We start from the raw sequence: 12,452 nt of genomic DNA on the forward strand, positions 1-12,452 counted from the left end.
TTTATTATGAAAAAACCGCTAAAGTTCATGCTAGTTAGTTGTTTACTAGCACTTTTATTTGTATTGGCAGCTTGTAGTAACTCGAACGCAACAAAGGAAAATGATGCTAAGAAGGACAACAAATCAACTGAATCAACAAATAGTTCGGGTAAAGATATACCGGAGATGAAATTTAAGCTTGCACATATTACATCAACAGATCATATGTGGCATAAAGCAGCTGAAAAATTTAATGAAGAATTAAAGGCACGTTCAGATGGCAAGATGGAACTTGAAATTTACCCTGCGAGTCAATTAGGGACTGAAGCAGATATGGTACAACAAGTAGAAGCAGGCTCAATAGACTTTGCTTTTATTACAGCCGCTTATTTAAGTGCACGCACACCTGAGATGGCCGCGTGGTTCGCACCGTACACCTTTAAAAATTTACAAGAAGCTTCTGATGCAAGTCATACGGATATTGCACGTGAGATTTTAGGGGGAATAGAAGGAACGGGCTTAAAAGGGTTAGATTACCTATTCGCAGGTCAACGTACGATGGTATTCAAATCAAAAGAAGTTAAAAAAGCATCTGATTTAGAAGGTTTAAAAATGCGTGTAACACCAAGTCCGCCGCTCCAAATGTTCTATAAAGAAGCGGGAGCTGCACCAGAAGGATTACCATTACCAGAAGTATATTCAGCTTTACAAACAGGCGTTATTGACGGAATGGATATGGATTTAGATGCGACAATCACAAATAAATACTCGGAAGTAGCCAAGTATGTAGCTGTTACAAACCATATGGTATGGCCATCAATTGTCGTAACAAATGAGGGGATGTTTGATGGTTTATCTGAAGATGCTCAAAAAATTATTAATGATTCCTTACAAGCAGCAATAGCTTATGCAGTAGAAACACGCTCTGGACAAGAAGAAGAATTCAAAAAGGAACTTGCCAATCAAGGAATGACTGTTTATGAGTTAGGTGCAGATGTATTTAAAGAGCAAATCGAAGCATTCGATGCCGAGTATAGTGCGAAATCAGATTTGATTAAACAGTTCATCAAAGAATTCCGTAAGTAAATTAGGGGGAATGACTAAATGGCGAAAATTAGTCAAGGCATTACTAGAATCGAAGAGCTTCTGATGATCATTTTAATGGCTGCGCTAACTGTCTTAATGATATTTGCTGTTATTTTTCGTTATTTTTTAAAAGATCCCATCCCTTGGGCTGGTGAGGTTTCGATTTTCTTATTAATATGGACTTCGTTTATCGGAGGAAGCTGGGGCCTGAAATATGGTACCCAGGCTTCTGTTACATTTTTATACGATGCTGTATCAGAGCGTAATAAGAGAATTTTGAGGATTATTCAGGATTGCATCATGATTGCATTCTTATTTATTTTAATCTATTACTCTTACAAATGGATGATGCACCCTTCCATGTTGCTACAAAAATCTAGCTCTTTGCAATTGCCAATGTGGATTCCTTATAGTGCAGTATTAGTTGGATTAATTTTTGCAGCAATTCATCTTATTTCACATTTGATTGACACAATTAAGAATAGAGAGGGAGAAAATACATGACATATATTGTACTCGTAATTTTCTTTCTTTTACTTATAATTGGTATTCCCATCTCGATGGTGCTTGGTATTACGACAGTTATTTATTTCATATTAAATGGTCAGATGACATTATTAGATTCTACACCATTACGTATGTATTCAGGTCTTGAAAACTTTGGACTATTAGCGATTCCGTTATTCATGTTAATGGGGGAAATTATGAATGAGGGAGGTATTACAACGAGGCTTGTTCAATTTGCTCGTGTACTTATCGGGCATTTTAGAGGAGGACTGGCCTATGTTACAGTTGTTGCTAATATGTTCTTAGCATCGATTTTAGGATCAGCTAATGCCCAAGCTGCGATGATGAGTAAAGTAATGGTACCGCAAATGGAAAAGGAAGGTTATAAACGTGAATTCGCAGCGTCTATAACACTAGCATCTTCAATTATCGCACCTATTATTCCACCAAGTATGATTTTCATTATTTACGGTACGTTATCAAGTACATCGGTTGGCGCTCTATTTATGGCTGGAATCGTCCCAGGGATTATTTATGGTCTTGTTTTTATTTTAGTTATTTCTTATATGGGCTATAAACAAAATTTCCCGAAAAGTGAACGTGCTTCATGGGCAGATATTAGAAGCAATTCATTACAAGTAGTTCCAGCACTATTAATACCAATTACAATTGTTGTAGGTATTTTAACGGGTGTATTTACAGCAACAGAATCTGCTGCAATTGCTTGTTTTCTAGCAGTAATTGTAGGTTTATTTTTCTATAGAGAGTTAGATATAAAAAAGCTCCCTAAAATGTTGATCAATACGGTGACAAATACAGCAACGGTAACGTACTTAATTATTATGGCAAATATTTTTGGTTGGATGATTGCATTTGAACGGATTCCACAATTGTTAGTAGAAAGTATGTTAAGTATTACAGAAAGTCCATGGGTATTCTTATTATTAGTGAATTTAGCACTGTTAATAGTCGGCATGCTACTAGATGGAATTGCAGCATTAGTAATTCTAGTACCTGTAATGATGCCACTCGTAATAGCATTTAATATTGATCCGGTGCATTTTGGGGTCATCATTTGTATTAACTTAACGTTAGGCTTATTAACACCACCAGTAGGTACAGGACTTTTCATAGTATCATCGATGGCGGATGTGAAGTTCGAAACGCTAGTAAAGAATGTTTTTCCATTTATAGTTATTTCATTTGTCGTGCTATTATTCCTGACATATATTCCGGACCTTGTATTATTCGTACCAAAATGGTTGGGCATGTAGGGAGTATTTAGTTAAAAGTATGCAGCTGTATTAATTTTTACAAGGTAATTCAAAGGTTATGGTTAAATTTGGTTAAATAACACACCAGAAAAGTTCTATTACTTTATTAGGTAGAAATAAATGTTTGCGAATGTGCTCATTTAGAGTAAAAGGTGGTTTTGATAAATTATGCAACAGATGAAATTTATCGCAATGTGGATCATCATTGCTCAATTTTTAACTGCCTTTGTTGGGAGAAGTATTAGCCCTTTAATGTTCTATATTAGTGCTGACTTATCACTGAATAAAGGGCAGTTAGGATTCCTTCCAACTGCCCTTTTTATTGGTCAATTTATAGCAACGTTGCTAATTGGGTATTTAGCAGATCGATTGAGTACCCGTAAAATGATGGTTTGCTTGATGATTGTTGTTGGAACGGGCTTTTTATGTTTTGCTTGGATAAACAATTATTCGTTGGCCTTACTATTTGTTGTACTAGCAGGGATGGGTTACGGAGGAATGCATCCTGTCACAAATCGCTTCCTTGTAAATACACTTCCGGTAAATAAAGTTTCATTATTAATGGGATTAAAACAGATGTCTATCACACTAGGTTCAGCAGGCTCGAGTGTTGTGTTGATTCCATTGGTAGCGTACATCGGTTGGCGCTACACATTGTCTGCTGCGGCAGTAGTATTATTATTGTTTAGCTTCGTCATACCATTTGTATTAAAGACAAAAGAAGATTCACAAACTGAGATGGCTACTAAAATGCCTTTACGTCAACAGTTACGCATTTTCTTTCACTCAAAATGGCTCTTTTTTACGAATAGCTCTGCATTCATATTAATGGGTGTTCAAATTACATTTAACACGTACGTTATATTATTTTTGTATGAAGTAAAGGACTGGTCGATTTATAGTGCTGGTATATGCTTGGCTATTTCTGAAATTAGTGGAGCATGCGGGCGAGTGTTATGGGGTATTATTAGTGATAAATTTTTTAATAGAAATCGATGGGGCGTATTGTTAATCATTACCGTACTAAGCACAATGGGGATAACCCTTATGTACTTTATACATTCCTCTAGTTTAATAGTTATATGTATAGCTATTGTAGGTTTTTCACTTGCTGGCTTTAATGGTATATGGATGACGCTAGCTGTTGAAAGTGTGGAAAAATCTATGAGTGGTTTTGCAAGTGGATTTAGTATAATGGTTGCATCCATTGGTGTATTTTTAATTCCACCGATTTTCGGTTCGCTTGTAGAATATGGGGGTTATTCGATTGGTGGGATGTTTTTACTTAGTCTATTTGCTTGCTGTGCAATATTGATGGTAATTGCTCTGTTTACTGTAAAGAAAGTTAACATTCAAAACGGCTAACTAATCTGCATCGGTTAAAACACCATGTCCTGTGGTATTACCGAAATGACCGACATCGGCCTGGGCACAATTACGCCAAGATGAATTGAATAGCAATAAGAATAGGTTACCCAATAATATCATACAAATAAAGTATCAGCATATAAAGAAATGAATATTTATTAGTAAAAATGACCTTTTGTGTATTTTTATGCTATAATGCAATTATAAACGGACGTATGAAACTTATCCTATTGCATGAAAGAAGTGTTTAGTTGAGTCTATATGTAGCGTATGTATTGGTAGGACTTGCGATTGCTATGCCTGTTGGGGCTATTACAGTAGAAATGACAAAGCAAGGACTAAAAAATGGCTTTATGCATGGTTGGGCTGTCGGACTTGGTGGTATGACAATTGATATTGTATTAGTTTTTGCATTGTATATGGGACTAGCGTCCATTTTAGCAATGCCTATCATTCAAATTCCTATGTGGATTATAGGAGCGGGCTTTTTATTCCTTTTAGGGCTAGACTCTATAAAAAATGCTGATCATGATATTACGCTTGCAGGAGAGAAAGTGACAAGATCATTTTTTACTTCTTATCGAAATGGTTTATTAGTTGCAATTTCACCTGGGAATCTAGTATTTTGGGTAAATGTTTTTGGAGTTGTACTAGCAAAATCTTATGGGCAGGGAGAGTCAGCAAACTTTCTAGTGATTGCTGCAGGGGTTCTGAGTGGTATATTGTTGCATGATATAAGCTTGATGACCATCATTTCGGTTACCCGTAAAGCGATGAATCGTAAGGTCATTAAGTCACTTACAATGGTTGCGGGCGTTTTACTAATAGGCTTTGCCGGATATTTTATTTATGAATTTATACAAGCTATTAAGATTTATTTATGAATTTATACAAGCTATTAAGATTTATATATGAAAAGTGCGATCCCGAAAGATCGCACTTTTTATTTATCCCGCATTAACGGGCAGTAATGAAGAAGACCAGTCTAACTATGCTGAAATTTCGGTATTTTCATGGATACAATCTAAAATTTCTTCTGCTACTCGATGTGCTAAAGAAAGTTCAGAAGTGAAGCCTACACATGAACAATTCATTTCCCCTAAAATATAGCAATCTTCGCCAGCTTCGTTTGTATCAAGCATGAAATCGGCAGTCCATATAAGTGGTAAAGCATAATTGCCCAGTAAACTAGTTATGCGTGGTAGCTGTGTTAAAAAGTTTTGGACAAGCTCTTCCCAGTCTTCTGGTGCATCATAGCGATATTGCGCACCCGAGAACAGTGTTGCACTAAATGCGTCCTCGGAATCTGCCGGTTTTTTATGTACTACGTTAACTGGTTTATTTCGTAACATAAATAAGCGGATTTCGCCTTCAATAATACGAGGAAGGAAGCGCATATCAATTAGCATGCCATTTGGACCAGTAATATATTGCTCACAGAACGTCATGAAGTCGCTAAGTTTCCAATATTCCACATGATTATCCTTTGCTTCTGTACATTTGATCTCCGCATCAAGTGGCACGGCTGTAACTCCCTCAGCAAGTGGTTCAACCAGTTTTACTCGCCATATACCTTCTCCCGTTGATCCACGATTTTGCTTTAGGACGCGTTCAGTAATAGCAAGAGAAGTAGGGAACTGAGCTTTAAATGCTTCAATTGTATAATAAGCAAATGTATCATCAGGCACTAAATTCGTTGAGGACAGCTTTGTTAATGCATCTTTAGAACCATAGCCAATCATTGCATCGGGGTGTGGCATACCAATGACACCCGCATGACATAGTTCGCGCAACATATCAAAGTACTCTTGTTCATGCTGTAAGTTTCCTGGATTAATACGTGATACATAGGCAATACCTTGCTCTTTGACGTAATTAAAAATTTCCTCTTTTTTTGTAACATCAAAGAAAATGACTTCTGCATCCTGTCCACGTTGTTTTAGCGCATTCACCATTGGCATTGTATCTTGTCGATAGCCGTCAGGGCCCTTATCTGTGCCGCCACGAACCTCGAAAAAAATAACCTTTTTGTCCATAAAAATACCCCCTTGAATGATGATATTTTCAGTATAATAGACAGTTAAGGAGAAAAGATATATATAATATGTAAATTTTATGTGGAAATTCATAGTTTATAAATTTCTCATAGGAATTTATGACTAATAATTTTGGAATTACCCTAAATTGGTTAAGTCTCCCTGACGATTCTTTTTCTGAAAAACTGTAAGATATAATATCATGCAGAGAATCAGCATTGTCCCTATAAACTGAAAACCACCAAAGGTAATTTTAAGCCAAAAAAAGCTTGTAATAACTGCTGTTAGAGGCTCTAGGCTACCTAGTAAACTAGTTTCTTTTGGCGATAAATAATGCAAACTTGCAATATAAAACCAAAATGCCAACATTGTCCCGAAAATTACGATAAACAGAAAGTAAGTAATTGTCGAAAATGCCCAGTTTGACAGATCAATTTGCCATGGCTGATGGAAAAGACTCATCACAATCCCGCCAATAAGCATGGACCAGCCTACAACTAGCAATGAATGAAACTGCTGTAAGAGTGGGATGGCATATAGCGTATAAAAAGCAGCCGAAAGACCAGATAATATCCCCCAAAATACGGCCATCGTTGGAACAGAAAGTGTAGACAACGAGCCATTTGTTAGTAGTAAAAAAGTGCCGATAAGTGTTAGCGTCACAGCTATTCCATCCTGCCTTGTCAATTGACTGTGCTTCGTGATTAAATAATAAGCCATTATAAAAAGTGGTGCTAAGTATTGCAATAATGTCGCTACAGCAGAGTTACCTATAGCAATCGACATCATATACGTATATTGAACCGCCAGCATTCCAAGTAAACTAAATAAAATTTGTCTAAAAGCATTGTGTTTTGTTCGCCACATCACAAAAATAGACTCTTTACGATGTGTAATTTTATAGGCAGTTATGAGTAAAAGGCCAGCTAAAAGAAGACGACTAGAAACAAGCCAGCCAACCTCTATATTTTCCTGCTGAAATAGCTTTTGTGCGACGGTACCCCCAATACCCCAAAAACTTGCCCCTAGAATGACAAGAATAAAACCAAGCGTACGATTTTTCTGTGCAGATTGATTCATCTTAAAACATCTCCTAAACTATCAATATAAAGAAATTATAAGGAATATTAAGCACAAGAAATATCGATTTATAAGATTAAAAATATCAATATATTGAGGTGGACGAAGTAGTGGCGTTAACACATATTAAAATTGCGAAAGATTTACAAGAACTAACGTTACATGGGACGAAGGAATTTCCAGTTGCCTTATATGAGACGGTTTTACGATTAGATAGTCTGGATTTTTTACCGTTACATTGGCATAAGGAAATTCAATTCGTCTATGTGAAAAGCGGTCGAGTGGAATACCGAGTAGGAGCAGATGTCTTTGTACTTGAGGAGGGGGAGGGACTATTTGTCAATGCATCAGGTTTACATGAAGCAAAGCCGTTTCAAATAGAGCGGGCTACAATTTTCTGTATTAATGTGGACCCGTTGCTATTAGGCGGACACAAGAACAGTATTTTTGCTACTAAATATGTACTGCCGTATATAACGAACAATAGACTGCCCTATGTTAAGCTATCAGGCCAATTGGCGCAAAAGGTAGAATTTGTGGCGAAATTACTGCAAGAGCAAGCCGTTTTTTATGAGCTACAGGTATGGAGAGAGTTATTAGTCATGTGGGAAACTATTTTGTCACAATCAATGCTAACAGAAGAAATACTTGATCCAGCAATTATCGTCCAGCATGAACGAGCGAAGGGTATGCTTGATTATATACATGCTCATTATCAGGAGAAAATTTCTTTAGAAAATTTAGCTGCACATGTTTTTTTAAGCCGTGAAGAATGTAGCCGTTTTTTCAAAAAAATGGTCGGCATGACACCATTCACATATTTACTTCACTATCGTCTTCGCAAAAGTATGGAGCTATTACGTGATAGTGAGGAATCTATCACCACAATTGCTACAACAACAGGCTTTAGTACAGTAAGTTACTATATTGAAAAATTTAAGAAATATACAGGATACTCCCCACATGTTTATCGTAAACAATTTTTTGATAAAGGATAGCAGAGGTTGATTTCCGTTCCGACTGGGCGCTTTCCTGGGGGCGTCCGATGAGCCGCTTCACTCGCGTTGCTCGCTCCGGGGTCTCATCTGTGACGCTGATCCCCAAGGAGTCGCCCAGTCTCCACTCCAATCAACTTTTGCAAGGTTACGTTTTAACAAATGTCATCCACAACTTTTGCTGATGATCAAAAATAAACAGTGTGGTCTACTCCAATAACTTTCAGGAATTTTTCATATTTAATGATTAAGATTAAGCGATTCATTGCAAGTGCGGGTATTTACTTCTCTTTCACGGTTACCCTCTACTTCGCGCGATTCACGTTGTGGTAATGATCTTTATTATTGCTTATTGACAATAATAACCATATACAATAAAGTAAAATTAATAATAAAGATACCTTTACTATTAATTTTACTTAAAGGATTGATTTAGTGATGACAAAGGATGAAGAACTTATATATAAGCTTGTGGAGGAAATAAATGATGCAATTTATTCAATGGATAGCCATTTCATAAAATTACATCAAAATTTATTGAGTGATGAATTATCTCCTAAACAAATAATTCTTTTAGATTTTATTAAAAATAATAGCCAAGTGACGATTGGACAGATTGCAAGTTATATGAGTATTACTTCAAGTGCTGTCGGACAGCTAGTTAGTAAACTTGAAGAGCAGCAATATGTATTTCGGAGCATTAATCCTGAAAACCGACGTGAAATATTTGTAAGTCTCGATACATCAGGCATTAAGTATTTTGAAAGAGAGGAAGAAATAAAACGATTTATTACTTCGAGATATTATTCAAAGCTTGAGTTAAGTGAGATTGTGCAATTAAAAGAGATTGTTCAAAAGCTCAATCAAATTGTATTAAAGGAAGGAATTATACATGAAATAAATGATATTCATTTGAAGGGAGAGATTTAGCATGATGGTATTAAAGAAAAAGCAAAATATATGGCTAGCATTTTTATTACTCGTACTTGCTAGCAATTACACGCTTTATAACACTGGTCTTGGTTTATCGATTTTACCAACTGAAACAAATGGAGTTGTTATTGGCTCATTAATTGATTTTGTTCTTGTTATGCCTATTTTATTTCTGCTGTATAAAGGAAAGTTTTCTATAAAACAAGCGATTATTTTAGCAGCAGCTGGCTGTATTGCAGCTCGTTTTATTATTCCAGTAGAACATCTGCAGCCATTTGTTGCAGTGACATGGGCTGGTTTTGTGATTGAAGGTACGATTATCTTATTCGAAATTTTACTAGTTGCAACGCTTGTTCGTTACATGCCGAGAATTCTAGCGGATGTACGATCAACTACTTTACCGGATTTGTTCTCATTTCCAAAAGCAGTTGAAAAACACACATCAAAGCATCCTATTATCCAAATGTTTTGCGCAGATTTTTTAGTATTTTACTACGCTTTTGCAAGCTGGAAGAGAAAAGAACGTTCTGGTTTAACTTTGCATAAAGATTCGAGCTATATTGCCTTCATTATTATGCTAATCCATGGAATTGCCATTGAAACAATAGGGATTCATTGGTGGCTACATGAGAAATCAATTGTTCTTTCGATTCTATTGCTTATTTTCAATGTTTACTCTGTAATATTTTTTGTAGCAGATATGCAGGCCATTCGTTTAAATCCTGTCTATGTAACATCTGATAAATTGTATTTGTCTTTAGGATTGATGAAACGAGCAGAAATTCGCTTTGAGCAGATTGAAGAGCTTATTGAAGATAAGGAACAGTTGGAAGGGAAATTATCCAAGGATACAATTGATTTTATAGCACGTGATTTTGCAGCGGCATATCCACAGTTTATATTAAAAATGAAGGAGCCTGTGGAAGTGACTTTCATGCTTGGGCTTAAAAAACGTTATAACAATGTAGCTATTAAAGCCGACCAAGCACAGGAATTTAGAAAAATGCTTATCCAAGGAATGGAAGATAATAAATAATAAACAACAGGTGTTAGCGAACTTTGCTGGCACCTGTTTAAATATATTTAGTTGATTTCCGTTCCGATAGACCCTCAGGAAAGAGCCCGTTTGGAACGGAAATCAACCTAACGTTTTTTGAGAAGTATCCAGATAAATTCTAAGTATATCGAATACCTCATAATTCATTTATATCAATGTTTCATTTAGAAGATCTATTGAACATAAACTACTTATAGAATCACGAAATTGTCATTGAACTAATAGTTACAGATTTTCCGAACGGGAAAGCCCAATCCTTCAGGTGTGGGATGAGAGTGAGGTCGGATACGGAGTGCTACTAAAAAACTGAAAGGTTTGTGGTACTTCAAGTATCCGAAAATTCCGCACTTTTTTGTATGTATGTTGCATTTATAAATAAAGCTGATACATTTAAGTTGAGAGAGGAATTTCCTCATCTTCAACATTTGCCAAGCCAATGGACACGTTCCTATTTTGTATCTACCGCAGGAAACGTATCGAGTGAAATCATCAAGCATTATGTGGAACAACAAAAAACAAGGGGGGAATACTATGCAAGTTAAATGTAGTATTTGTGGTTTTGCGCAATTTTCTAAAGACTGAAAATTCAATAAAATATGTAACTCAGTTCATGGTCAATAATTAGAGAAGCAATTATAGAAGAGTAAAAAGCTAGATTAATTAGAGAATGAGGTGAAGAACAATGTCGCAAATAATAACTGTTAAAGTCAAACTGCTTCCAACAAAAGAACAGGCTTCTATTTTGCAGAATATGAGTCAATCGTTTGTGTACACAATCAATTCCCTTGTTTCTGAAATGGTTGCAGAAAAGAAAAGTACAAAGAAATCAAGCAAGGATATTTCTACCGACCTGCCAAGTGCTGTTAAAAACCAAGCGATTAAAGACGCTAAAAGTGTGTTTAAGAAAGTGAAGAAAAATAAATTCAAGGTTGTTCCTGTGTTAAAGAAGCCAGTGTGTATTTGGAATAACCAAAGCTATTCTTTTGATTTCACGCACATTTCAATACCTATCATGATGGACGGTAAGGCAATTAAAACACCTATTCGTGCTTTGTTGGTCGATAAAGAAAACCGTAATTTTGATTTGTTGAAACACAAATTAGGTACTCTTCGTATCACGAAAAAAGCGAATAAATGGATGGCACAAATAGCTGTCACCATCCCTACAAGTGAAAAAACAGGAACACAGATAATGGGGGTAGATTTGGGTTTGAAAGTCCCTGCTGTTGCAGTGACAGAAGATGGAAGCGCTCGTTTCTTTGGAAAGGGTAGACAAAATAAATCTGTCAGACGTAAGTTTAAATCCAAACGTAAGAAGTTAGGCAAATTAAAGAAATTAAATGCTATTCGCAATCTTGATGATAAAGAACAGCGATACATGAAAAACCAAGACCATAAGGTTAGTCGTGCGATTGTTAATTTTGCTAAAGAAAATAATATTTCTGTCATTCGCTTAGAACAACTAACGAACATCAGGCAGACGGCAAGAACAAGCCGTAAAAACGAAAAGAATCTGCACAACTGGTCATTCTATCGTCTTGCTCAATTCATTACGTACAAAGCGAACCTAGTGGGTATTAAAATTGAATTTGTGAATCCTGCGTACACAAGTCAAACATGCCCGAAATGTTCCGAAAAGAATAAGGCACAAGATAGAATATATAAGTGTAAATGTGGATTCGAAAAACATCGTGATTTAGTCGGTGCAATGAATATTCGATATGCACCTGTGATTGATGGTAACAGTCAATCAGCCTAAGATGCTATATGCACTGTCTTAGGAAGGGTAATGAGATCCCCTCATCCGTCATACAGTAAGGTATAGGGCTTGCGACTTTAGTCGTGGGAGTCTCAATTAACGACCAATAAAGACCAGCTTGTTTTAACCGTACCATTTGTTTTCGGTTTTGGATTAAAAAAAGACGATCGGCTCGTTGTAAATAAGTACGAATAGTTTCAATTCGTGTAATAAGAAATAACAGTACAATAAAGAACACTAGTGGAATATGTACTAACGTCGCACGAATTTTAATTGAATTTTCTGTTTTCTTTTCCTTCCGTTTTTGAAGAAAATAAAAGATACTAAAGTAGAGATAGTAAACATCCATTTTTTTACTATAACCTTTGACTGAGGCAA

At 36.0% G+C, this 12,452-nt stretch carries 14 protein-coding genes; 11 read left to right on the top strand and 3 right to left on the bottom strand.

All coding sequences use genetic code 11. The features are described 5' to 3' along the window. Positions 1-6: 6 nt before the first annotated feature. The 5 genes from ACYQ73_RS22480 to ACYQ73_RS22500 all read left to right on the top strand — a co-directional run bounded on the left by ACYQ73_RS22480 (position 7) and on the right by ACYQ73_RS22500 (position 5,098). Positions 7-1,065: a TRAP transporter substrate-binding protein gene (locus ACYQ73_RS22480; protein ID WP_460014484.1), complete on the top strand. Its 1,059-nt coding sequence runs from the start codon at positions 7-9 to the stop codon at positions 1,063-1,065. A gap of 18 nt (positions 1,066-1,083) precedes the next feature. Further along, positions 1,084-1,569, top strand: coding sequence for a TRAP transporter small permease (locus tag ACYQ73_RS22485; RefSeq protein WP_460014485.1), 486 nt, complete (start codon positions 1,084-1,086; stop codon positions 1,567-1,569). Further along, the gene (locus tag ACYQ73_RS22490) at positions 1,566-2,846 is read left to right on the top strand and encodes a TRAP transporter large permease (RefSeq protein WP_460014486.1); all 1,281 of its coding nucleotides are present in this window, start codon (positions 1,566-1,568) and stop codon (positions 2,844-2,846) included. The genes ACYQ73_RS22485 and ACYQ73_RS22490 overlap by 4 nt, the downstream gene beginning before the upstream one ends. Positions 2,847-3,014: 168 nt before the next feature. Next, positions 3,015-4,211 carry an MFS transporter gene (locus ACYQ73_RS22495; protein ID WP_460014487.1) on the top strand — a complete coding sequence of 399 codons (1,197 nt, stop codon included), beginning with the start codon at positions 3,015-3,017 and terminating at the stop codon, positions 4,209-4,211. Between the two features lie 254 nt (positions 4,212-4,465). Further along, a complete protein-coding gene (locus ACYQ73_RS22500; RefSeq protein WP_460014488.1) occupies positions 4,466-5,098 on the top strand; it encodes a LysE family transporter in 633 nt (210 codons plus the stop codon). Positions 5,099-5,203: 105 nt separating this feature from the next. Here the strand turns inward: ACYQ73_RS22500 and ACYQ73_RS22505 are convergent, their stop codons facing one another. Then, positions 5,204-6,250: a Cj0069 family protein gene (locus ACYQ73_RS22505; RefSeq protein ID WP_460014489.1), complete on the bottom strand. Its 1,047-nt coding sequence runs from the start codon at positions 6,248-6,250 to the stop codon at positions 5,204-5,206. A gap of 138 nt (positions 6,251-6,388) precedes the next feature. Further along, complete coding sequence (locus ACYQ73_RS22510; RefSeq protein ID WP_460014490.1) at positions 6,389-7,330, bottom strand: DMT family transporter; 942 nt, start codon at positions 7,328-7,330, stop codon at positions 6,389-6,391. Positions 7,331-7,440: 110 nt separating this feature from the next. Here ACYQ73_RS22510 and ACYQ73_RS22515 point away from each other — a divergent pair, with 110 nt between their 5' ends. The 6 genes from ACYQ73_RS22515 (at position 7,441) to ACYQ73_RS22540 (ending at position 12,074) form a co-directional block, all read left to right on the top strand. Next, positions 7,441-8,328, top strand: coding sequence for a helix-turn-helix domain-containing protein (locus tag ACYQ73_RS22515; protein WP_460014491.1), 888 nt, complete (start codon positions 7,441-7,443; stop codon positions 8,326-8,328). 47 nt (positions 8,329-8,375) lie between these two features. Further along, on the top strand, positions 8,376-8,510 hold the full coding sequence (locus ACYQ73_RS22520; RefSeq protein WP_460014492.1) for a hypothetical protein: 135 nt from the start codon (positions 8,376-8,378) through the stop codon (positions 8,508-8,510). Positions 8,511-8,763: 253 nt separating this feature from the next. Continuing rightward, positions 8,764-9,255 (top strand): MarR family winged helix-turn-helix transcriptional regulator, encoded by a 492-nt coding sequence (locus tag ACYQ73_RS22525; RefSeq protein WP_460014493.1) that lies wholly within the window; start codon positions 8,764-8,766, stop codon positions 9,253-9,255. A gap of 1 nt (position 9,256) precedes the next feature. Beyond that, positions 9,257-10,294: a beta-carotene 15,15'-monooxygenase gene (locus tag ACYQ73_RS22530; protein ID WP_460014494.1), complete on the top strand. Its 1,038-nt coding sequence runs from the start codon at positions 9,257-9,259 to the stop codon at positions 10,292-10,294. Positions 10,295-10,671: 377 nt separating this feature from the next. Continuing rightward, positions 10,672-10,857, top strand: a complete 186-nt coding sequence (locus tag ACYQ73_RS22535; protein WP_460012653.1) for a transposase — start codon at positions 10,672-10,674, stop codon at positions 10,855-10,857. Positions 10,858-10,997: 140 nt separating this feature from the next. Further along, complete coding sequence (locus ACYQ73_RS22540; protein ID WP_460014495.1) at positions 10,998-12,074, top strand: RNA-guided endonuclease TnpB family protein; 1,077 nt, start codon at positions 10,998-11,000, stop codon at positions 12,072-12,074. A gap of 4 nt (positions 12,075-12,078) precedes the next feature. Here ACYQ73_RS22540 and ACYQ73_RS22545 read toward each other — a convergent pair. Then, positions 12,079-12,452, bottom strand: a 374-nt coding sequence (locus ACYQ73_RS22545; protein WP_460014496.1) for an ABC transporter permease, incomplete at its 5' end; no start/stop codon positions are given.

The sequence above is a fragment of the Lysinibacillus sp. CTST325 genome (genome assembly GCF_054665055.1).